This window comes from Ruegeria sp. BE1 (assembly GCF_056538885.1).
In genome coordinates, this window is sequence record NZ_JBQFTY010000006.1 from 184,255 (window position 1) to 205,174 (window position 20,920).

General features: G+C 60.1%; 22 protein-coding genes. 6 read left to right on the top strand and 16 right to left on the bottom strand.

Annotated features, from left to right (window positions below; genetic code table 11):
- Nucleotides 1-19 precede the first annotated feature (19 nt).
- Entirely contained in the window at nucleotides 20-937 is a 918-nt protein-coding gene (gene ppk2, locus ACR0J5_RS17375) for a polyphosphate kinase 2 (RefSeq protein WP_480655601.1), read from the bottom strand.
- Nucleotides 938-1,211: 274 nt separating this feature from the next.
- On the opposite strand from ppk2, the gene ACR0J5_RS17380 reads away from it, so the two are divergent.
- Complete coding sequence (locus tag ACR0J5_RS17380; protein ID WP_480655603.1) at nucleotides 1,212-2,051, top strand: CPBP family intramembrane glutamic endopeptidase; 840 nt, start codon at nucleotides 1,212-1,214, stop codon at nucleotides 2,049-2,051.
- Here the strand turns inward: ACR0J5_RS17380 and ACR0J5_RS17385 are convergent, their stop codons facing one another.
- Complete coding sequence (locus ACR0J5_RS17385) at nucleotides 2,052-2,510, bottom strand: Lrp/AsnC family transcriptional regulator (protein ID WP_480655605.1); 459 nt, start codon at nucleotides 2,508-2,510, stop codon at nucleotides 2,052-2,054.
- Nucleotides 2,511-2,646: 136 nt separating this feature from the next.
- On the opposite strand from ACR0J5_RS17385, the gene ald reads away from it, so the two are divergent.
- A complete protein-coding gene (ald, locus tag ACR0J5_RS17390; RefSeq protein WP_480655606.1) occupies nucleotides 2,647-3,765 on the top strand; it encodes an alanine dehydrogenase in 1,119 nt (372 codons plus the stop codon).
- Between the two features lie 192 nt (nucleotides 3,766-3,957).
- Here the strand turns inward: ald and ACR0J5_RS17395 are convergent, their stop codons facing one another.
- Nucleotides 3,958-4,719, bottom strand: a complete 762-nt coding sequence (locus tag ACR0J5_RS17395; RefSeq protein WP_480655725.1) for a mechanosensitive ion channel family protein — start codon at nucleotides 4,717-4,719, stop codon at nucleotides 3,958-3,960.
- Nucleotides 4,720-4,980: 261 nt separating this feature from the next.
- Between ACR0J5_RS17395 and ACR0J5_RS17400 the strand changes: the two genes are divergently transcribed.
- Entirely contained in the window at nucleotides 4,981-5,679 is a 699-nt protein-coding gene (locus ACR0J5_RS17400) for a glutathione S-transferase family protein (RefSeq protein ID WP_480655608.1), read from the top strand.
- A gap of 54 nt (nucleotides 5,680-5,733) precedes the next feature.
- Here the strand turns inward: ACR0J5_RS17400 and ACR0J5_RS17405 are convergent, their stop codons facing one another.
- The 10 genes from ACR0J5_RS17405 to ACR0J5_RS17450 all read right to left on the bottom strand — a co-directional run bounded on the left by ACR0J5_RS17405 (nucleotide 5,734) and on the right by ACR0J5_RS17450 (nucleotide 16,216).
- Nucleotides 5,734-6,180, bottom strand: a complete 447-nt coding sequence (locus tag ACR0J5_RS17405; RefSeq protein ID WP_480655610.1) for a YtoQ family protein — start codon at nucleotides 6,178-6,180, stop codon at nucleotides 5,734-5,736.
- An 84-nt stretch (nucleotides 6,181-6,264) separates the two neighbouring features.
- Nucleotides 6,265-8,661: a phenylalanine--tRNA ligase subunit beta gene (gene pheT, locus ACR0J5_RS17410; protein WP_480655611.1), complete on the bottom strand. Its 2,397-nt coding sequence runs from the start codon at nucleotides 8,659-8,661 to the stop codon at nucleotides 6,265-6,267.
- Between the two features lie 78 nt (nucleotides 8,662-8,739).
- Entirely contained in the window at nucleotides 8,740-9,534 is a 795-nt protein-coding gene (locus ACR0J5_RS17415; protein WP_480655613.1) for a CE1 family esterase, read from the bottom strand.
- Between the two features lie 248 nt (nucleotides 9,535-9,782).
- Nucleotides 9,783-10,355, bottom strand: coding sequence for a hypothetical protein (locus ACR0J5_RS17420; RefSeq protein WP_480655615.1), 573 nt, complete (start codon nucleotides 10,353-10,355; stop codon nucleotides 9,783-9,785).
- The gene (gene pheS, locus ACR0J5_RS17425; protein ID WP_480655617.1) at nucleotides 10,355-11,428 is read right to left on the bottom strand and encodes a phenylalanine--tRNA ligase subunit alpha; all 1,074 of its coding nucleotides are present in this window, start codon (nucleotides 11,426-11,428) and stop codon (nucleotides 10,355-10,357) included. The genes ACR0J5_RS17420 and pheS overlap by 1 nt, the downstream gene beginning before the upstream one ends.
- A gap of 86 nt (nucleotides 11,429-11,514) precedes the next feature.
- Entirely contained in the window at nucleotides 11,515-12,582 is a 1,068-nt protein-coding gene (locus tag ACR0J5_RS17430; protein WP_480655619.1) for a Hint domain-containing protein, read from the bottom strand.
- 104 nt (nucleotides 12,583-12,686) lie between these two features.
- Nucleotides 12,687-14,057 carry a glutamate--cysteine ligase gene (locus ACR0J5_RS17435; protein WP_480655621.1) on the bottom strand — a complete coding sequence of 457 codons (1,371 nt, stop codon included), beginning with the start codon at nucleotides 14,055-14,057 and terminating at the stop codon, nucleotides 12,687-12,689.
- A 64-nt stretch (nucleotides 14,058-14,121) separates the two neighbouring features.
- A complete protein-coding gene (locus ACR0J5_RS17440; protein WP_480655623.1) occupies nucleotides 14,122-14,649 on the bottom strand; it encodes a hypothetical protein in 528 nt (175 codons plus the stop codon).
- A complete protein-coding gene (locus ACR0J5_RS17445) occupies nucleotides 14,646-15,419 on the bottom strand; it encodes a GNAT family N-acetyltransferase (RefSeq protein WP_480655625.1) in 774 nt (257 codons plus the stop codon). Before ACR0J5_RS17445 ends, ACR0J5_RS17440 begins: the two co-directional genes overlap by 4 nt.
- Before the next feature lie 71 nt (nucleotides 15,420-15,490).
- The gene (locus ACR0J5_RS17450) at nucleotides 15,491-16,216 is read right to left on the bottom strand and encodes a 16S rRNA (uracil(1498)-N(3))-methyltransferase (protein WP_480655627.1); all 726 of its coding nucleotides are present in this window, start codon (nucleotides 16,214-16,216) and stop codon (nucleotides 15,491-15,493) included.
- Between the two features lie 12 nt (nucleotides 16,217-16,228).
- On the opposite strand from ACR0J5_RS17450, the gene ubiA reads away from it, so the two are divergent.
- From ubiA to ACR0J5_RS17465, 3 genes are all read left to right on the top strand, one after another.
- Nucleotides 16,229-17,191, top strand: coding sequence for a 4-hydroxybenzoate octaprenyltransferase (gene ubiA / locus ACR0J5_RS17455; protein WP_480655628.1), 963 nt, complete (start codon nucleotides 16,229-16,231; stop codon nucleotides 17,189-17,191).
- A 64-nt stretch (nucleotides 17,192-17,255) separates the two neighbouring features.
- Nucleotides 17,256-19,157, top strand: a complete 1,902-nt coding sequence (locus tag ACR0J5_RS17460) for an OmpA family protein (protein ID WP_480655630.1) — start codon at nucleotides 17,256-17,258, stop codon at nucleotides 19,155-19,157.
- Between the two features lies 1 nt (nucleotide 19,158).
- A complete protein-coding gene (locus tag ACR0J5_RS17465) occupies nucleotides 19,159-19,479 on the top strand; it encodes a hypothetical protein (protein WP_480655632.1) in 321 nt (106 codons plus the stop codon).
- Here the strand turns inward: ACR0J5_RS17465 and ACR0J5_RS17470 are convergent.
- From ACR0J5_RS17470 to moaD, 3 genes are read right to left on the bottom strand one after another with little or no spacing between them, the layout of a single operon-like run.
- Entirely contained in the window at nucleotides 19,476-20,168 is a 693-nt protein-coding gene (locus tag ACR0J5_RS17470; RefSeq protein ID WP_480655634.1) for a hypothetical protein, read from the bottom strand. The genes ACR0J5_RS17465 and ACR0J5_RS17470 overlap by 4 nt on opposite strands.
- A gap of 58 nt (nucleotides 20,169-20,226) precedes the next feature.
- A complete protein-coding gene (locus ACR0J5_RS17475) occupies nucleotides 20,227-20,673 on the bottom strand; it encodes a molybdenum cofactor biosynthesis protein MoaE (RefSeq protein WP_480655635.1) in 447 nt (148 codons plus the stop codon).
- Nucleotide 20,674: 1 nt separating this feature from the next.
- Entirely contained in the window at nucleotides 20,675-20,920 is a 246-nt protein-coding gene (gene moaD / locus ACR0J5_RS17480) for a molybdopterin converting factor subunit 1 (RefSeq protein WP_475207885.1), read from the bottom strand.

The window sequence follows — 20,920 nt, forward strand, 5'->3', positions numbered from 1 at the left end:
CAATTCGGGGGCGTTTTTGTCAGTAGATTTTCGGGACGTGCAATTCGTCCGGCAGAACCCTGCGCTCGTATTCGGGGTTATATTTGCGGTCGGGCAGATCGACCTTTTCCTGCGGCACGTCTCCATAGGGGATTTTGGTCAGCAGGTGTTCGATACAGTTCAGGCGTTCGCGTTTCTTGTCATTACCTTCGACAATGTACCAAGGCGCTTCGGGGATGTTGGTGCGGAAGAGCATATCTTCTTTGGCTTTTGTATACGCCTCCCACCGGATGCGGGATTCCAGGTCCATCGGTGACAATTTCCACTGTTTCATAGGGTCATGGATACGCATGAGGAATCGCAACTGTTGCTCTTCGTCGGTGATCGAGAACCAGTATTTCAGCAAAATAATCCCCGACCGCACCAGCATCCGTTCAAATTCCGGAACGTCCTGAAAGAACTGTTCAACCTGATCTTCGCTGGCAAAGCCCATGACCCGCTCAACACCTGCGCGGTTGTACCACGAGCGGTCGAACAGGACGATTTCGCCCGCCGCAGGCAGATGCGGCACATAGCGTTGGAAGTACCACTGGCTCTGCTCACGCCGGCTGGGGGCAGGCAATGCCACCACGCGGGCGACCCGAGGGTTCAGGCGCTGGGTGATCCGTTTGATCACGCCCCCCTTGCCTGCACTGTCACGGCCTTCGAATAGGATACAGACCTTAGCTCCTGTATGCTGCACCCAGTCCTGTACCCTGATCAGTTCGGCCTGCAGGCGCAGCAGGTTTCTGAAATAGACCTTGCGGTCCAGCATATCGGGGTGCTGATCCTTGTAGATCTTGCGAACTTCCATCGACAACATCGGTTCGCTGAATTCGATCTCAAAATCTTCGTCCAGCGTATCTTCCAACTCGGCTTCCAGCCAGTCTTTGGGGACATCGTTATTTTCGTAAGCCAAAGTCACATCCTTATCGTCTATCGGGTCCGGACCGTACCCGGCGCGTGTAACCGCCAGATGTCATCAGATCAATTGATGAGGCCCTTGCAGACACTGCTGTGGCACGGGTTGCAGGCGGCGATCAGTCAGTTCCTTTGTGAACGCAGTTTTGGCGGGAAACAAGCGATAGAATTGCCGCATCACCAGCGCGTTGGCCCAAGATTGCCGCTTTTCGCCCTTGCCACGGGGCGTGTTCCCGCGGCAACAATAGCGCGTCCTTTCCCCTGAGAAGCCCATGGCGCATTTCCTGTCTCTTTTGCCCGCTATCTGGCCGTGGCTCATTCTGATCACCGCGCAGGTGTTTGCTGCGTCAGGTCGACAAGGACTGGGCCTGGTCCTGCTTGGCACCTTTGGCTGTGCTGCGCTGGCCATGGGTCTGGTAACCCCTTTGGCGGTGGCGCTTGTCGGTGTTGGCTTGTTTGGCGCGGCCGGTTTGCGGCGTTTATCCGGGGGTGCGGCTCTGGCGGGGCATCTGGCGCTGATCCTGTGGTGCCTGGCACTGGGGGCGCATCTGTTTCCGGGCTTTCACAACCTGTTGGTATTGGATCAGGTTCAGGCTAGCCCCGGCAGCGCCGATTTCACCATGTATCTGAACCTGGACAAACCTCTGGTTCTGTTTGCGGTGTTGTTGGCATGGCCGGGCATGGTCCGGACCTCAGACCCGTTCAGACCATGGTTGCTGACGACCGGACTAGTGCTGCTTCCCGCCCTGTTCCTGCTGGGTCTGACCGTCGGAGCGGTACGGTTCGACATCGGCCTGCCCGCATGGTGGCTGATCTTTGCCCTGTCGAACCTGTTTCTGACCTGCCTGACCGAAGAGGCCTTTTTTCGCGGCTATCTGCAATCGGTTTTGATCCCCAAAATCGGAACCGCCGCAGGGATCGCAGCGGCCAGTCTGTTGTTTGGTCTGGTCCATGCAGGCGGCGGTGCCGCGCTGGTGGTCCTAGCATCTGTTCTGGGGGTCGCCTGCGGGCTGGGGTATTACGCGACCGGGCGGTTATGGGTTCCGGTTGTGATGCATTTCGGCTTTAACGCACTGCATCTCGTCCTGTTCACCTATCCCGGCCCGGCTTGATCAAACCGGCAAGGCGGTGGTCTTGAACACCGTCCGCAATGCAAACGAGCTTTGCATCTGTGCCACCCCCGGCAGGCGGGACAGGTACTGACGATGGATGCGGGCGAAGTCCTCGGTGTTTTCGGCAACGACCTTTAGGATGTAATCCGCCGTACCCGCCATCAGGTGACACTCCAAAACGTCGGGAATACGCGCCACGGCCTTTTCGAACGCGTCCAGAACCTCCTCCGCCTGTCCTTGCAGCGTAATCTCGACAAAGACCGTCGTCGGCACGTTCATCTTGCGCGCGTCCAACAAGGCTACGTAGTTGCGGATATAGCCATCCGCCTCAAGCCGTTGCACGCGCCTGTGGCAGGCCGAGGGCGACAGGTTCACCTGTTCAGACAGCTCCGCATTCGACATGCGGCCATCGCGTTGCAGGGCCGCAAGAATCTTCTTATCCGTCGTATCCAGGCTCATTCGCGCAATTCCATTGCAAGTTTTAAAACTAATACCGGAAAATTTCCCAAACAACACCCCGATGACAGGCAGAGTTTCACAGAAATTGCACTTCAACATGCCTATATTTTGGGCAGTTTATAAACGGAGATCCCAAATGAAGATCGGCTGCCCCAAGGAAATCAAACCCCAGGAATTCCGCGTCGGCATGACCCCCAACGCCGCGCAAGAGGCCATTGCCCGCGGCCACGACGTCATCATTGAAACCAATGCCGGCATCGGCGCAGGCTTTGACAATGACGCCTATATCGCGGCCGGTGCGCAGGTCGTCGACACCGCCCAAGAGGTGTTCGCCGCCGCAGACATGATCGTCAAGGTCAAGGAGCCACAAGCAGCCGAACGCAAGATGCTACGCGAGGGGCAGCTGCTGTTCACCTATCTCCACCTTGCCCCCGACCCGGACCAGACACATGACCTGCTGGCCTCGGGCTGTACCGCAATCGCCTATGAGACTGTCACTGACGCGCATGGCGGCTTGCCCCTGCTGGCCCCGATGTCCGAGGTTGCAGGCCGTCTGGCCCCTCAGGTCGGATCGTGGACCCTGCAAAAGGCCAATGGTGGCCGCGGTGTTCTGATGGGTGGCGTTCCGGGCGTTGGGCCGGCCAAGGTGGTTGTGATCGGTGGTGGTGTCGTGGGGACGCACGCGGCGCAGATTGCGTCTGGCATGGGTGCGGATGTGACCGTGCTCGACCGCTCATTGCCGCGCCTGCGTTATCTGGACGACGTGTTCGGACGCCAGTTCAAGAACCAGTACTCAACCGCTGGCGCAACCGCCGAGCTGATCCAGGATGCCGATATGGTCATCGGCGCGGTGCTGATCCCCGGTGCCGCCGCACCCAAGCTGATCAGCCGCGATCAGCTGTCGACCATGAAGCCCGGTGCGGTTCTGGTGGACGTGGCCATCGACCAGGGCGGGTGTTTCGAGACGTCAAAGGCAACCACCCACGCGGACCCGATCTATGATGTAGACGGCATCATGCACTATTGCGTGGCCAACATGCCGGGCGCGGTCGCCCGCACCTCGACCATCGCGCTGGGGAACGCCACGATGCCCTTCATGCTGTCGCTGGCTGACAAAGGCTGGAAACAAGCCTGTCAGGACGATCCGCACCTGCTGGCCGGTCTGAATGTGCACGCAGGCCAACTGACCTATTACGCGGTCGGCAAGGCATTGGGAATCGACGTGGTTTCGCCCAACGTGGTGATCAAATCCTGAGGCGCTCCCGCCCCTGAAAGCGCCCTCTGCCGAGGGCGTTTACAGCGTTGGGCCGGGCACCGCGCCTATCGGCGCGGTGCGGTCGGACAAAACGCAACGGGTGTCATAAACGAAACAGCGCCGCGCGATCAGCGCGGCGCCGGGCCCAACCGAAGAAGGGCATTTCAATGCCCGTACGACGGGCGGGAGGACTTACGCCTCTTTGTGAATCTCGACCGAATGCGGATATGGAATCGACACGCCTTTTGCATCGAACGCCTCTTTCACCGCTTTTGTGACCTCGAACTTCACATCCCAGTAATCCGCCGCCGCACACCAAAGCCGCGCCGTCAGATCAACCGAGCTGTCGCCCAGATTAGTCACCCGCACCCAGGGCTCAGGATCGCCGTGAATACGCTCATCCGCCTTGGCCACGTCCAGAATGATCTTCATCGCCTCATCCGCGCTGTCGCCATAATCGATACCAAACACCAGATCGACGCGACGGGTGTCGTGGGCTGAGTAGTTGGTGATCACAGTGCCCCACGCCTGACCGTTCGGAACGATGATCTGTACATTGTCCGGCGTCACCAGTTCAGTCGTGAAAAGGTTCAAATCCTTCACCGTACCCGCTGTGCCGCCAATATCCACATACTGGCCCAGCTTATAGGGGCGGAACACAACCAGCATCACACCAGCTGCCAAATCGCTGAGCGTCCCCTGCAGAGCCAAACCAATCGCCAGCGAGGCCGCACCCAGAATGGCAACGATACTGGTCGCTTCAATCCCGAATATCCCCAGCACGGCCACCAGAACCATCGCCAGAATGACCCATTTGACCAGGCTGGCCACGAAATTGCCCAGCGTCGGGTCAATCTGCGGGGTCGAGTTGATCCGGCGGCGCACCATACCGCCAATCGCTCCGGCCACGATCCATCCAAGGATCAATACAATAAGCGCTTTAACGGCGCTCATGATCAATGGGGCGAACGCACCCACCTGTGTTACGACCTCGTCCACGCGTCTCTCCTTTTCACAACAAGACGCCCGCGTCTTGCGCGCGGGATTGGCGGAAACCTTAGCAAAAAAGCCATCTTGGTCTAGGTTCCAGTTCCCTCAGTTTTCCCCGTTGTTCACCCACAAACACCCGCTGACCAGTAATGCACAGCGACGGGTCTTACATGATGGCCCATGCCCACCTACCTTTCACACGACATCGCAAACAGGAGGTCCCCCATGCTGGACGCCAACACCCACCCGATCATGACCCGCTGGCCCGCGCAAACCCCGGACCGGATACAGCTCTATTCCTTCCCCACACCCAATGGGGTCAAAGTCTCGATCATGCTCGAAGAAACCGGCCTGCCCTATGAGGCGCACAAGGTCACCCTGTCGGATGCCGATGTCAAAAGCGACGCTTTCCTGTCGCTGAACCCCAACAACAAAATCCCCGCGATCATCGACCCCAACGGCCCGTATGGGGAACCCATCGGCCTGTTCGAAAGCGGCGCGATCCTGCTGTATCTGGCCGAAAAGACCGGGCAATTCATCGGCCAAAGCGCGTCTGACAAACACCGTGTCACCCAATGGCTGATGTTCCAGATGGGCGGCCTTGGCCCGATGTTCGGACAGTTGGGCTTTTTCCACAAATTCGCCGGCAGCGAGATCGAAGATCCCCGCCCCCGGGAACGCTATGTCAACGAAGCCAGGCGCCTGCTGAACGTCCTAAACCAGCAACTGGACGGGCAGGATTGGGTGGCCGGAGACTACTCGATCGCCGACATGGCCATCGCCCCCTGGCTGCGCGGTCTGGATTTCTACGGCGCGAAAGATCTGGTGGGCTGGGATGACCACGCCAATGTGGTGGCCTATCTGGATCGGTTCCTGCAGCGACCGGCGGTACAAAAGGGCCTAACAATCCCCGCACGGGATTGATCACCTGAAAACCGGGCTTGCGCCGCCCTCTGCCCGCAAGCCCAAAAAATCAGTTTAGCCCGGCAAAGCCCCGGTCAACACATAGCGCAAAACCTCAACCACCTGCTGCGGCTCCTCGGCCACGGCCAATGCTGCGGCATCCACCTCTTTCAGCGCATGCTGATGATCTGCGCCATGCAGGACGATCAAAGACTTGCCCAGGGCCGCCGCATATCCCGCATCAAAGGCAGCATTCCACTGCTTGTATTTCTCACCAAACCGCACAACCACCACATCGGCGTCTGAAATCCCCTTGCGGGTGCGGATCGCATTCACCATCGCACCTTTATGGTCATGCCAGTACTTGTTCGGCTCTGCGCCCAGAATGGCCACACCGCAATCATCGCTGGCCGCGTGATCCGTGACCGGGCTGTTGAATTCCACATCCAGGCCCTGCGCGCCAACAATAATCTGCTCGCGCCAATCCGTATGAATCTCACCGGATAGATACACCTTCAACATCGCAATCTCCTCTTCCCATGAAAAAGGGGCGCACCCCGCCCCTTCTTCTCGTTCAAAATACGGCCGCCGGAGGCGGATGCAACCTTAGCCGCGCAGCGTACCGCCGGTGGCCTTGGCGACCTTCTCGACAATCTTGGCACTGACGGCCTCGATCTCGTCTTCCTTCAGGGTCTTGTCCGTCGGCTGCAGCCGCACCGTGATGGCAAGGGATTTCTTACCCTCTCCCACACTGCCGCCGATGAATTCATCGAACACCCGGACATTGTCGATCAGAGCCTTGTCTGCACCAGCCGCCGCATTCACCAGCGTCAGGGCCTCGACGCCGGCGTCGACGACAAAGGCAAAGTCACGCTCAACCGCCTGAAGATCGCGCAACTCCAGCGCCGCGCGGGTCGCGCCGGTTTTGCGCGGCAAAGGCACCTCATCCGGCCAGATGGTAAAGGCCATCGCCGGGCCCTTGATGTCCATCGCCTGCAGGATGCGTGGGTGCAGTTCGCCAAACACGCCCAGCACTTTCTTGGGGCCCAGACAAATCCTGCCATGACGCCCCGGATGCCACCAGGCATCGCCGTCACGCAAAATCTGCACCTTGGCAGGCGCTCCGATAGCGGCCAGCACGGCCTCGGCATCTGCCTTTACATCGAACACATCCACCGGGCGCGAGGCCCCATGCACATCCTTGGGCCCGTCACGGCCGACCAAAAGGCCGGTAATCTGGGTTTTCTGGTCGCCGGGCTCACCGTCATGAAAGACCGGGCCGACCTCGAACAGGGCCACGTCTGCATATCCGCGCGCCTGATTGCGGGCGGCAGCCTGCAACAGACCGGGCAGCAGATCGGGGCGCATATGGCTCATCTCGGACGAGATCGGGTTTTCCAGCTGAGTGGCAGCATCCCCGCCCCCGAACAACGCAGCCGAGCCCTGATCGATGAACGTATATGACACGCATTCATTATACCCAAGCGCCGCGCAGGTGCGCCGCGCCATCGACTGGCGGCGTTGCGTCGGGGTCATCACCGGTTTCGGAATACCATCCGCAATGCGCGGCAGAGGTTTCCCTTGCAGCTTGGTCAGGGACGCAATCCGCGCGACCTCCTCCACCAGATCGGCCTCGCCCATGATGTCGGGGCGCCAGCTGGGCACATGGGCCATCTCGCCCTCAAGGCGGAAACCCAGACGGGTCAGGGTCTGACGCTGTTCGCTCTCTGGTATCTCCATCCCGACCAGAGACTGCACCCGTGCCGCATCCAGCTTGAACGCCCGCGCGTGGTTCGGCGCTTTGCCCGCCTCGACAACCGAAGAAACTTCACCCCCGCAGATATCCAGGATCATCTGCGTCGCCTGTTCCAAACCTTCGCGGGTGAAATCCGGGTCCACGCCGCGTTCGAACCGATAACGCGCGTCCGAGTTGATTTTCAACGCACGGCCCGTCAGGGCGATCTGGACATGATCCCAGAACGCGCTTTCAAGGAAGACATTGACCGTCTCATCGGTACAGCCGGTTTCCTCGCCACCCATGATACCGGCGATGGATTCGGGGCCCTTGTCGTCCGAGATCACCATCATGCCGGGCTGCAGGGTGTATTCCTTTTCGTCCAGCGCCACCAGCGTTTCGCCACCCTTGGCGCGATGAATCCGCAGGTTGCCTTGCACCTTTTCAGCATCGAAGACGTGCAGTGGGCGGTTCTGGTCAAAGGTCATGTAATTGGTGATATCCACCAGCGCCGAAATTGGGCGCAAACCGATGGCCTTCAACTGATCCTGCAACCATTGCGGGCTGGGGCCGTTTTTCACACCCCGGATCAGACGCCCGGTGAAATGCGGCGCACCGTCCAGCGTATCGTCGTCAATTGTCACCTTGATCGGGCATTCAAAATCGCCCGGTACCGGCGCATGGTTGTGCTCTTTCAACGTGCCAACCCCGCGCGCCGCCAGATCGCGCGCAATCCCGGCCACGCCCAGCGCATCGGGGCGGTTCGGTGTGATCGCGATTTCAATCATCGGATCAACCTTCGAGGGCTCATTCTCGGCCAGCCAATCGACAAAGCGATCACCCACCGCGCCCGAGGGCAGCTCGATGATGCCATCATGCTCGTCCGACAGCTCCAGCTCACGTTCCGAGGCCATCATGCCAAAGCTCTCGACGCCACGGATTTTGCCGACGCTGATGGTGATGTCCAGACCGGGGATATACATGCCCGGCTTGCAGACCACGACGGTGATCCCTTCGCGCGCGTTCGGCGCACCGCAGATGATCTGCAGATCGCCCTCGTCGGTTTCCACGGTGCACACACGCAGCTTGTCGGCGTCGGGATGCTTTTCCGCGTGTTTCACATGGCCCAGCGTAAAGCCCGCCAGCCGATCCGCCGGGTTCACGATCTCTTCGACCTCAAGGCCAAGGTCGGTCAGCGCCTCAGCGATCTCATCAACCGAGGCATCGGTATCGAGGTGGTCTTTCAGCCAGGACAGAGTGAATTTCATTGCTCGGGGCCTTTTTTGGCAGATATCCGTTTGGCACAGGCAATGACAAAGAATGCGCCAAGGTGCAAGCGCTGCGCGTCACGGATAGGTGGGGGTGCGGCCCAAAAGCTCGTCCAATTGCCGCCCGATCCAGCCATGGGGGATGAAATGCCCGCCCGGATGGGTGTCCAGCGTGACTTGCCCGCGCGCGCAGTCGGTCCATTCCACCCGGCTGAGGGTCAGGATCGGCACCACGCTCCAATCACCGCGCGGGGTGGCGTCGTGGCAGTCATAGGCCGCGCGCCACAGGGCCACCGGATAGGTCGCATCACCATCGGTTCCAAAGGGGAAATCCATGACCGTGTCGCTCAGGCCATGCACGTGGCGCGCCTCGCGCGGGGCCTCGGGGCAGTCTTCAGTCTGTCGAATACTGCCCGCGACGGCCAGCAGGGCAGCGACGTCATTGCCCGACTGGCACACATAGCGCCACGCCATCGCGCCGCCGAAGGAATACCCCGAAACATAAATGCGGTCAGGGTCCACCGGATAGCGTTTCGCCACATCCATTAGCACCGCGTCGGCAAAGGGCACATCCCGCGTGTCCGCTGTCCAGAAATTCCAGGTCTTGTTGGCCCCGTTCGGGGCCACCAACAACACACCGCGCAGCTTCGTGGCCCCTGCGATGCGCTCATGATTCACGACAACGGTGCCCTGCCGTGCCCAGCCGTGGAAATGCAACAACACGGGCAGAGGCGTTTTGCCGTCCCACCCCTCGGGCTCAAGCACATGGTACGAACGGTCGCCGACCTCGCAGGCGGTGTCACCATGGCAGCTGGGGGCGGCGGCGGCTTGTGTGGCGGTCAGCAGCAGAAAGCAGAGCAGTCGATTCATCATAGGCCGGAGCCTAGCGGCCCAAGGCGGTCTGTCACGTCACAACCCTGTGGGAACTTGTAACAAGCCGCGCTATCGCCAGACCGCGGGGTGGCGATCCTCGGTTAGTGTTAGGCACTTTATGCTTGCCAAATCCGTGTGCTGTTCGAGCGGTACGCAAACGGAGACAAATCGCCAGCCCGTGCGGGCGGTCTGGCGATAGCGCGGCGGCCTATCGGCCTTTGCTCCGCGCTCCAAACCACGGGTTTCTCTTAGACCAATTTAAACAATAGCTGGAGGATGAAAGCTACGCCAAACACCATCAAGGTCCACATGGCGGCATAAACCTTTGGAGGGAAACGTCGAACGGTAAAGAATGCAACTTCTTTTCCTAGCGTTTCTGCGCACTTAACCGATACCACCGATGCAGCACGTTGATTTAGATAAACGCAGTCAATAATGACGAGTTCTTGGGGTGCGATCTGAGGAAGTCTTATGAAACAATTGGATTTCTCAACTAATTTTATCTCTGAATCTCGTGGCTGCCAGATGCGAACGTCAGCGGGAAATTCCGACAGTACGAACTCGACGTTTGTCGCGGCGACTCTTCCAGTGTTTTGTAAGAAAAACTTCTCGACGTAAATTTCGGTGGTCCTGTGCTCTCCCTCTTCGTGTTGATCCGGCACTGTGATCGAATTCAAAGAGTTATTAGCTCTCCCGAAGATTAGTTTTACCTTAGGTCGGAAAACAAAAAGTACCAACGCACCGATCAGAGTAAACGCTAACCCCAGCACTTCTTGATGGATCGCGGATAACGCCATCCATAGATCGGTAAGTGCTTGCATCACCGCGACAAACCACCATGCAAGTTCGGCATATCCAGCGCTGCAAACCCGTAGTGGCGCAGCCAGCGCAGATCGCTATCAAAGAACGCCCGCAAATCCGGAATCCCATATTTCAGCATCGCCAGACGGTCGATCCCGATCCCGAAGGCAAAACCCTGATAGACCTCGGGGTCGATCCCACCGGCGGCGATCACCTTGGGGTGGACCATGCCCGAGCCCAGAATCTCCATCCAGTCGTCGCCCTCGCCGATCTTCAGCTGACCGTTATCCCAGGAACAGCGGATATCGACCTCCGCCGACGGCTCGGTAAAGGGGAAGTGCGAGGCGCGGAAGCGCAGTTCCACATCGTCGACCTCGAAGAAGGCTTTCACGAACTCTTCCAGAACCCATTTCAGGTTCGCCATCGAAATGTCTTTGTCGATGGCCAGCCCCTCGACCTGATGGAACATCGGCGTGTGGGTCTGGTCATAATCGGCACGGTAGACGCCGCCCGGACAGATGACGCGGATCGGCGCGCCCTGCTTCTCCATCGAGCGGATCTGAACCGGCGAGGTATGCGTCCGCAGCACATGCGGCGGGCGGTTATCGCCTTCGGCACGGTGCATGTAGAACGTGTCCATCTCGGCCCGTGCGGGGTGGTGGCCGGGGATGTTCAGGGCGTCAAAATTATACCAGTCGTCCTCGATCCGCGGCCCTTCGGCCACCGAAAAGCCCAGTTCGGCAAAGATCGCGGTCAGTTCCTCGGTCGCCTGACTGATCGGGTGGATCGAGCCCTGACGGCGCGCGCGGGTCGGGAGTGTCACGTCCAGCCATTCGGTGCGCAAACGCTCATCCAGCGCGGCATCGGCCAGCGCGGCCTTCTTGGCGGCCAGCGCCGAGTTGATCTCGTCCTTCAGGGCGTTCAGCGCGGGGCCTGCGACCTGACGCTCTTCAGGTGTCATTTTGCCCAGCTCGCGCATCTTCAGCGCAACCTCACCTTTTTTGCCCACAGCGGCGACACGGATCGCCTCAAGCGCGTTCTCGTCGCCCGCTTCGGCGATTTGCCCCAGATATTTTGCTTTGAGATCGTCCATGACGCGTCCTGCCCGTGGCCCTTGAATGCTGTTGTGGTCCTGCTATCACAGCAGCCCGCGAAAGCAAGAGGGGGCCAGAGACGCGCCTAGGCCGAGCGCAACAAAGCCACGGTTCTGTCCTGACGCACCGGGCGTGCCGCGCTGCCGTACACTTCGGGCGTCCGGCGCAGAACTGGAAACAGCGCAAACAGCTCTTCGGCTGTGTCAGGGGGCAAGCTGGCCAACCCTTCCTGCGCGGGGAAAAAGCTTTCGGATACCAGACCAGAGGTCGTAACCAACTGATGGCTGTCGAACAGCAAATGCACGTAAGAGACAGTGTCGCACGGGACCGATCTGACGGAGGTTCCGTTGATCAACGCTTTTGCGGGGACCAGTATTTCGCTTTCGCCGAACATCAGCTCCGCACGCCAGTCAGAGATCAAAATGCGGTGTTGCGGCGACACCAGAACATCTGTCATGGCCCCAAGTGCCCCGGCCTGAAACAGCACCGGTGCAAAACGCCCCAACCCGCTTACGTCACTGCGCCCGATCCACCGGACGGGCTGTGCGCCCTGGTCGGATGTGTTCACCAAGTCACCCGGCACCAGCGTTTCAATCTGCCGCGGCCCATCGGGTGTGTCCACCAAAGTGCCAGCGGTAAAGCAGGCCGCCCCGGAATCACCGGGATCAACCGCCTCATAGACCAGAGTATCCGGATCAGGCTGGTTGAATTGCAGCGATGTCGTGGTTTGTCCCGGCGCAACAAGAACGGGCAGATTAACCGAGGTCGCACCCGCAGCCGCGCCGTTTTGAGCCTGAATATTCTGAGTGCCACCGCCGATGTCATAGAAATCAATGACTTCATTGGTTTCTGTATTGGTCAGCGCATAAGCTTCGAAATTATTGGCTCCGCCACCATCAGGATCGGTCAGCAGGATGGGGAAGTCATCTGCCGAGATGACATAGACCAATTCGCCATTGTCCGGATCGACCGAGACCTGAACATTAGGGTCATCCAGCGGAATTTCGATCCCGACCTGGCCGTTGGCCTGATAGAACGACACGGTAAAGTCCGCCGGATCTTCATCAGACCGCAGCGCAACCTCAAGAAACTCACTTTCACCCGAGGATGCCGCGTAGGCGTTGGAATAGTGAAGTTCGCTGATGCGGGCCATTCGTCACTCTTGCATACGGATATGCGCCAGTATCCGACGGGATGGCTTGATTTCAAAACCAAAAGTCAGGCTCTGGCAAATACCTGCTTAACAGTGCCGCCGGTTCAATAGCTGTATTCGGGATAAATCCGCGTCAGATCGCCGTTCCAGTCGCCAGTGTAGTGATCCAGCAACTCATCTGCGGGGACCTTGCCCGTGTCGATGCTTTCCTTCAGCGCATTCAGGAAATGAGTCTCATCCGGCACCAGACCGCCTGCGCCGGGGAAGGCACGGGATTTCAGACCAGCCTCAGAGATCGCAACAACCTCGCGCGCCAGATCGTGCATGTTGATACCGCCGACCTGCGCCTGAAGGCCCTGAACCGCGGCCTGAACGCGCAGTTCCTCGCGCGTTTCCGCATCCCAGCCTTTGACCAGATCCCACGCCGCATCCAATGCACCCTGATCATAGGTCAGACCCACCCAGAAGGCCGGCAAGGCGCACAACCTGCGCCAAGGGCCGCCATCGGCGCCGCGCATCTCCATGTATTTCTTGATGCGCGCCTCGGGGAAGGCGGTGGTCAGGTGGTCGGCCCAATCGCTCAGCGTTGGCGTCTCACCGGGCAACGCGGGCAGTTTGCCCTGAAGGAAGTCGCGGAAAGACATGCCCAGCGCGTTGATATACTGACCGTCGCGGTAGACGAAATACATCGGCACATCGAGCGCGTATTGCACATAGCGCTCAAAGCCAAAGCCCTCTTCGAACACGAAAGGCAGCATGCCCGTGCGCGCATCATCCAGATGCCGCCAGATATGGCTGCGCCAGCTTTTCTGGCCATTCACCTTACCCTCGAAGAAAGGCGAATTGGCAAACAGTGCCGTCGCCACCGGCTGAAGCGCCAGCGCCACGCGCAATTTCTGCACCATGTCGGCCTCGGACCCGAAGTCGATATTGACCTGAACCGTACAGGTGCGCCGCATCATGGCGCGGCCCATGGTGCCGACCTTTTCCATATAGTCGTTCATCAGCCGATACCGGCCCTTGGGCATCAAAGGCATCTCGTCATGGGTCCAGATCGGGGCAGCACCCAGACCGATGAAACCCACGCCGATCTCATCCGCGATATCCTTCACCTCGCGCAGGTGGGTGTTCACCTCATCGCAGGTCTCGTGGATGGTTTCCAAAGGCGCACCCGACAATTCCAGCGCACCGCCGGGTTCCAGGCTGACATTCGCGCCATCCTTCTCCAGACCGATCAGCTTGTCGGCCTCGCGCACCTCGGACCAGCCGTGGCGGTCGCGCAACCCCTCAAGAACCGCCACGATCGAGCGTTTACCCTCGAACGGCAGCGGTTTCAGCGTGTCTTTGCAATAGCCGAACTTCTCATGCTCGGTCCCGATGCGCCAATCGGCTTTGGGCTTGCAGCCCGATTCCAGATATTCGGCCAATTGCTCATGGCGTTCGATCGGCCCGCCGCCGGACTGAGGGATGGACATGAACCGCTCTCCGATCCTGATGTGTCTGTCTTTGGGCCAGTCGTGGGGGGAAATGCCGCCAGTGTCAATGCAGCCGCAAATGTGCGGGGCGCATCGGATGGCGTTCCCAGATCACCACGGGATGCAGTGCGCCACCGTTCAGTTCGGCCAGCATTTGTTCGGTTTTCAGTCCAGGCAGAGCGGAAAAGACGTCAAACAGCGCCTCGGCCCCCTCGGCATTCACAGGAATGTGAAGCACGGGCTGCCCTGGTTGTTCCAACACCCAATGCGCAGGCGAGGCGGTGGGGTCGAGCGCCAGCCGTTCGATCTCGCGCGCGGCCACCATGCCGCCATCAAGCGGGCCTAGATAGGTAATCTGCCCTTCGTCAATGGTGACAACGCCAGGGCCGCCCGCACCCGTGCGAAAGCGGGCGCGCTGTACGCCGATGACCGCAAGCGCCACGGCCACTACGACCAGCACCCAGCCCATCCAACCCAACAACCCGCCCGGACCGCCGATCCAGCTGAGGCCCACCAGCAGGACAAGGCCCGCTGCCAGCACCTCGCGCCAGCGCCACAGGGTTAGTTTGGCTTCGGGTCGGATGAAGCTCATGCCGGGTCCTTTGGGTTAGTGAACAAGATCAACGAGTAATGGCCCGCGGGTTTAAAACCAATACCGATATAGGCACGCGCGGCGGAATCAGAAGCCGCAAACAACACCGCGCGACTGACGCCTGCCGTCCGCGCCTCGACCAGATGCAGTGCGACGGCCAGCCGGGCGTAACCGCGCCCGCGCAGCTCGGGCGGCGTATAGACACCTCCGATCTGCACAATCTCGGGCAGGCGCGCGTTAAAGCCGGTCATGGCCACGGGCTGATCATCAACCAGCAAAATCCGGTGCGAGTCGCGCTGTGTGTACGCCTCAATATCCAGTTTCGCCTGTCTCTGCGCCCGGTCGGGGGCGAAATCCATCGCCTCGACCAGATAGTTTTTGCGCCACCTGACAGGAACCGAAGGGTCGACATCCCCCAAGGGCACAATCCGCGCGCCGATGGTATCCGGTAAAACAAGATCATCCAACGAAAGGGTAAAGCCCGGCTCATCGCTGTTAAGCGTGGCGGGGCGGCCCTCCCACCCCGCGATCTGCATGATCCGGTGTGCCTGCTTTGCCTCAGCAGCCAGTCCAAACAGGTTGCGCCCCCGGATCAACCCAACCGCTTCGGCCAGTTCCTGATCCGAGCAATCGGGGCATTGCGGCAGGACCATGCCCTCATTGGTGATGGCAAAGACGGCGCGCGGACCGTCGCCCAGCACCCAGACATGCACGGCCCGCCGATCCGGGCCGCGCAAGCCAAAATCGCGCAGATTCGCCAACGGAAACATCGAGGTCTGGATATGCTCAGATAGGAACCTATCAATATTCGGGACATCTGCCTGCTGGGCCGGTCGCCACGTCACGCCCAATCCCCCAATGCCTGTTGCCACATGGTCAGCGCCGCCACCGCTGCCGTATCCGCGCGCAGGATGCGCGGGCCAAGACTGACCACATGGGCAAAGGGCAACCCGGTCAGGCGCGCGCGTTCGCGGTCGGAAAACCCACCCTCGGGACCGATCAGAATCGCCCAGGGCTGGCCTTTTTCCTGCGCAGCCAGACGCAGGGCTGATCCCACCTCGGCCTCGTCACAGAACATCAGCTGGCGGCCCTCGGGCCATGCGTCCAGCACCCGGTCCAACCGCTGCAGATCGGTGACCTCGGGCACATAGGTGCCGCCGCATTGTTCCGCCGCCTCAACCGCGTGGGCTTGCAGGCGGTCCTGACGAATACGTTCGGAATTGGTGAACTCGGTCTGTACCGGCAGGATGCGCGCGGCACCCATCTCGGCGGCTTTTTCAACAATGAAATCCGTGCGCGCCTTTTTGATCGGCGCGAACAAAAGCCAAAGATCGGGCGGCAATTGCAGAGGCTTGGTCTGTTCGACGCAGGTCAGTACCCCGCCGCGTTTGCCTGCCTCGGCCACCTCGGCCAGCCACTCACCATCGGTGCCGTTGAACAACGCCACAGGGCCCCCAACAGCCAGACGCATGACGCCGAACAGGTAATGCGCCTGCTCACGCGTCAAATCAACGGATTGCCCCGGACCCAGAGGGTGCTCTACATACAGTCTGATCTTTGCACTCATGAGACGGTACATATGCAAGGCAACGCCCCAACACCAGACGGTCAGGTCGCAGATGCGGTCAGCGGCAACTGGGTCGACACATATGCGCCCGCATTCACCCGCCCCTATCTGCGCCTGTCGCGCGCGGACCGGCCCATTGGCACATGGCTGCTGCTGATTCCGTGCTGGTGGGGTCTGGCGCTGGCCATCCTCAGCACCGGCACCCCGCGCTGGGAGGACCTGTGGATCGCCATCGGCTGCGCCATCGGGGCCTTTCTGATGCGCGGGGCGGGCTGTACGTGGAACGACATCACCGACCGCGAGTTTGACGGGCAGGTCGAGCGCACCCGATCCCGCCCGATCCCGTCCGGGCAGGTCAGCGTGCGGCAGGCGGTGATCTGGATGGGGCTGCAATGCCTGCTGGCGCTGGGAATTCTGCTGACCTTCAATCAGGCGGCCATCGCGATGGGGGTTCTGTCGCTGCTGCCGGTCACGATCTACCCCTATGCCAAACGCTTTACGTGGTGGCCGCAGGTGTTCTTGGGCCTAGCCTTCAATTGGGGCATTCTGCTGACATGGGCGGCGCATACCGGCACGGTGGGCGGGCCAGCGATCACGCTCTATCTGGCCGGGATCGCGTGGACTTTGTTCTATGACACAATTTACGCCCATCAGGACGCCGAGGATGACGAGCTGATCGGCATCAAATCCACTGCCCGGCTGTTCGGCACGGATACAGCGCGCTGGCTGAAGTATTTCCTGGTGGCAACGGTGTTCCTGATGGGGCTTGCCATCATCGATGGCGCATTGTCTCAGGCGTCGATTCTGGCGCTGGCCGTGGCACTTGCCGGGCCCTGGGCCATGGGCTGGCATATGGCATGGCAATTGCGCGGGCTGGATACCGAGGACAACGCGAAACTGCTGCAGCTGTTCCGCGCCAACCGGGACACCGGCCTTATTCCGCTGATCTTCCTCTGCGTCGCGCTTCTGCTTTGATTGCACCCATGCGCGCGGCTCTGTAAGAGTTTGCGCAATCGCCTGAGGAGTCGTTAACCCGCACATGCGTTTGCCCTATTTCATTGCTGCTGCCTTTATCTTCTTTGTGTCGGCAGGCCTGTGCCTGCTGGCCGCCAGTTTCGCGGTGACCAAGGTCGAAGAAACGTCCGAATTCGCGGTGCGCCGCGCATTGGACCTGAAAGGGCATGACTGGGCCGAGGTGCATTCTGACGGGCTGCGCGTGGTGCTGACCGGTACAGCGACGGATGAAGCCACGCGCTTCAATGCCCTGACCGCCGCAGGTACCGAGGTCGACACCTCGCGCGTGATCGATGAGATGAGGGTGGCACCCACCACCCAACTGGCCGCGCCGCGCTTTTCGGCCGAAATTCTGCGCAATGACAGCGGGATTTCCGTAATCGGCCTGATTCCAGCCAGCGAGGACCGCGAGGACCTTGTCGAACAACTGCAGGATCTGGATGGCGGCACCCCGGTTTCAGACCTGATGGAAACCGCCGACTATCCCAAGCCCGAAGGGTGGGATGATGCGATTTCTTACGCAGTGGATGCGCTGGTCCGGCTGCCGCGCGCCAAGATCTCGGCCAGCCCGGGTCTGGTCAGGATCACCGCCATTGCCGACAGTCAGCAGGAAAAAGAACGGCTGGAGCAGGACCTGACCCGCGCCGCACCGCCCAGTCTGCGGTTGGGCCTGTCGATCTCGGCCCCGCGTCCGGTGATCACTCCCTTTACCCTGCGCTTTCTGATCAACGCCGAGGGCGGCCAGTTCGATGCCTGCTCGGCGCAGGATGAAACGGCGCGCGATGCGATTGTCGCCGCCGCGCAAGAGGCTGGTATGACTGGCCCCTATAGCTGCACCATCGGGCTGGGCGTGCCCTCACCCCGCTGGTCCGAAGCTGCGGTGCTCAGCATCAAAGCTCTGGCCGAGCTGGGGGGTGGATCGGTGACCATGTCGGACGCAGATATCACGCTTGCCGCAGCCCAGGGCACCGCCTCCGGCACGTTTGACCGCGTGGTGGGCGAGCTTGAAAATGCACTGCCCCCGGTTTTCGCCCTGCACGCCATCCTGCCAAAGCCCGAAACCGAAGCAGAGGCCGGCCCCCCCGAATTCACCGCCACCCGCAGCCCCGAAGGTCTGGTGCAGATGCGCGGGCGTCTGGGGGATGAGACCCAGCGCGACATGGTAGACAGCTATGCCCGCGCGGCATTCGGTTCGGAACAGGTTCACACCGCAACCCGCGTCGCGCCTGAGAACCTGCCAGTGGGCTGGCCGGTTCGGGTTCTGGCCGGGCTTGAGGCGCTGGCCCAACTGCATAACGGGGCGCTGACGGTTACGCCGGACGATCTGATCCTGACCGGCATCAGCCACGATCCTGCCACCCGCGCGCAAATCGCTGGTCTGCTGTCGGAAAAGCTGGGCGATGCGCAGGAATACTCTCTGTCGATCACGTATCAGAAACCGCCTGAACCCGAAGACGCCCTGCCCGATCCGGACGTGTGCGAGGAACGCATCGCCGACGTGCAGGCCAGCACCAAAATCGCGTTCGAACCGGGCTCGGCCACCGTCGCGTCAGATTCGCGTGATACGGTGAACCGGATTGCCGACATCTTGCGGGAATGCGGCCCCATCCGGCTTGAGATTCAGGGCCACACCGACAGTCAGGGCCGCGAAGAGATGAACCAGCAGCTGAGTCAGGCACGGGCGCAATCCATCCTGAATGAGCTGCGCGGGCGGCGTGTGCCCACTGCCAGCTATTCCGCTGTCGGCTATGGCGAAACGCAGCCAATTGCGGATAACGGCACCGAAGAAGGCCGCGAAGAAAACCGCCGTATCGAATTCCGCCTGATCCGGCCCGAACCGGTGGAAGACACCGAAACCGGGTTGGACGTGATTGAGGCCGAACAGACGGACAATACCGCCTCAGACGCGGATGCAGGGGACCAGTAAGTTGAACCGTATCGAATTCATCATCGCCACCGCCATCATCCTGTTCGCGGCTTTTTGCATGGGATGGTTCGCCAACTGGCTGGCCCATCGCCTGTCCCGCGTGCGCCAAAGCGACGTCGCCGATCTGGACCGCATGAGCCAAGAGTTGCACGAGGCCGAAGAAACCCGCGATCAGGCCATCACCTATCTGCAACAGCGTGAGGCCGAACTGACCAACCAACTGACCCAGACCGAAGCCGAACTGGACGCCGCCATGGACGGGCTACGCGCCGCACGCCAAGAGGCCGAAGAACTGCGCGGACGAATTAACAACGCGGACTAGCCCATCGGGTTCAATGCGTTTGCATAAGCTTCAAGCGTTTCCTTCGGGAATTTGTCCTTAATTTTGGTGACGCTTTCCACCATTCGGTCATCGCCGAACCCGCCCAGTAACATTAGGTATTTGTCTGCTACCCGGCGGGTGAACAGCGCATTGCTCTCGAATTTCTTGTTGCCAAATGTGAAAGCTTCATACCCAAGTTTTTCTTTGCTTATGTCTTTTTGAACAAGCGCATGGAATTGCTCAAAAGCACCCAAAAAAGCGGCGTAGTCAGCCACAGCTATTTTTGCCCCCAATGAATTCAACGCGCGTCGCGTGTATTGATCATAGGGTGAAAATTTCAACGGTTTTGCACAGAATAAGAACTTTGAAACCATCGAACATGGCTTTCCTGTCGTTCCCCTTTTTCGGCGAAACAGGTCCAAATCCCCGATGAAGCTCCCATCCAGAACGTGCGCTTGAGTTACGTATTTCTCGGCAAGCACGATTAACCCCTCTAATACCGGCTCGCGTTTGCACAGTTTGAATGTGCGCGACAACTGCCAGACCTTCAGGAATTTCGCGAATTCATCTTGGTCGATATCTGGGTTTTTTTCGATCTTTTCCTTCAGCGGTTTCTCTTCTTCGAACCAAGCGCGGCTCGCTTCGAAACATGACAGTTTCAGACGGTTCTTTGGATCATAGAATTTCAAAAGACCTACCCCAGTGCAGTTGCCATTGAAAAAGTACAAGGGGCTTTCGGAACCGTCCCTACCACCGCTTCAACGCATCCTCGTCCTCATCCTTGGCGGCCACCCAATCGGCGCCGGATGTGGTGATTTCTTTCTTCCAGAACGGCGCGCGGGATTTGAGATAGTCCATCAGATATTCTGCCGCCTCAAACGCATCCTTGCGGTGCGGCGCGGCAGTGGCCACCATCATGATCCGATCCCCCGGGGCCAAGCGCCCGTGTCGGTGGATCACCAGCACATCGCCCAGAGACCAACGTAATTGCGCCTCGGCCGCGATCTTGGTCAGGGCGCGTTCGGTCATGCCGGGATAGTGCTCGATCTCCATCACATCCAGATCGCCCGAGGCCAGGTCACGCACAACGCCAGTAAAGGTCACGATAGCACCGTTCGCGGCCTCATCGCCAGCGGCAAAGGCGTTGGCCTCGGCCCCCAAATCAAACGCGTCTTCCTGAACCACGATGCGCATCTTAGCCGCCTGTCATCGGCGGAAAGAACGCCACCTCGCGTACACCGCTCAGCGAGGCATCAAAATCCGAAAGCTCCTGATCCAGCGCAACCCGCAGCGCCGACAGATCGGCAAAGGCCGCGGCATAGCGATCCTCGCGCGCGCTGAGTTCGGCCACCAGATCGCTGACCGTCTCAGCCTGCGTTTCAACTTTTTCCTTCGGCAGGCCGATGCGTTCACGCACCCAGGCGAAATACAGCACGTCCAT

Bases quoted from the DNA above. Each gene is read 5' to 3' on its own strand.
- ACR0J5_RS17380 (WP_480655603.1), top strand. From the start codon at position 1,212: ATGGCGCATTTCCTGTCTCTTTTGCCCGCTATCTGGCCGTGGCTCATT.
- ACR0J5_RS17385 (WP_480655605.1), bottom strand. From the start codon at position 2,510: ATGAGCCTGGATACGACGGATAAGAAGATTCTTGCGGCCCTGCAACGC.
- ald (WP_480655606.1), top strand. From the start codon at position 2,647: ATGAAGATCGGCTGCCCCAAGGAAATCAAACCCCAGGAATTCCGCGTC.
- ACR0J5_RS17395 (WP_480655725.1), bottom strand. From the start codon at position 4,719: ATGAGCGCCGTTAAAGCGCTTATTGTATTGATCCTTGGATGGATCGTG.
- ACR0J5_RS17400 (WP_480655608.1), top strand. From the start codon at position 4,981: ATGCTGGACGCCAACACCCACCCGATCATGACCCGCTGGCCCGCGCAA.
- ACR0J5_RS17405 (WP_480655610.1), bottom strand. From the start codon at position 6,180: ATGTTGAAGGTGTATCTATCCGGTGAGATTCATACGGATTGGCGCGAG.
- pheT (WP_480655611.1), bottom strand. From the start codon at position 8,661: ATGAAATTCACTCTGTCCTGGCTGAAAGACCACCTCGATACCGATGCC.
- ACR0J5_RS17415 (WP_480655613.1), bottom strand. From the start codon at position 9,534: ATGATGAATCGACTGCTCTGCTTTCTGCTGCTGACCGCCACACAAGCC.
- ACR0J5_RS17420 (WP_480655615.1), bottom strand. From the start codon at position 10,355: ATGCAAGCACTTACCGATCTATGGATGGCGTTATCCGCGATCCATCAA.
- pheS (WP_480655617.1), bottom strand. From the start codon at position 11,428: ATGGACGATCTCAAAGCAAAATATCTGGGGCAAATCGCCGAAGCGGGC.
- ACR0J5_RS17430 (WP_480655619.1), bottom strand. From the start codon at position 12,582: ATGGCCCGCATCAGCGAACTTCACTATTCCAACGCCTACGCGGCATCC.
- ACR0J5_RS17435 (WP_480655621.1), bottom strand. From the start codon at position 14,057: ATGTCCATCCCTCAGTCCGGCGGCGGGCCGATCGAACGCCATGAGCAA.
- ACR0J5_RS17440 (WP_480655623.1), bottom strand. From the start codon at position 14,649: ATGAGCTTCATCCGACCCGAAGCCAAACTAACCCTGTGGCGCTGGCGC.
- ACR0J5_RS17445 (WP_480655625.1), bottom strand. From the start codon at position 15,419: ATGTTTCCGTTGGCGAATCTGCGCGATTTTGGCTTGCGCGGCCCGGAT.
- ACR0J5_RS17450 (WP_480655627.1), bottom strand. From the start codon at position 16,216: ATGAGTGCAAAGATCAGACTGTATGTAGAGCACCCTCTGGGTCCGGGG.
- ubiA (WP_480655628.1), top strand. From the start codon at position 16,229: ATGCAAGGCAACGCCCCAACACCAGACGGTCAGGTCGCAGATGCGGTC.
- ACR0J5_RS17460 (WP_480655630.1), top strand. From the start codon at position 17,256: ATGCGTTTGCCCTATTTCATTGCTGCTGCCTTTATCTTCTTTGTGTCG.
- ACR0J5_RS17475 (WP_480655635.1), bottom strand. From the start codon at position 20,673: ATGCGCATCGTGGTTCAGGAAGACGCGTTTGATTTGGGGGCCGAGGCC.
- moaD (WP_475207885.1), bottom strand. From the start codon at position 20,920: ATGGACGTGCTGTATTTCGCCTGGGTGCGTGAACGCATCGGCCTGCCG.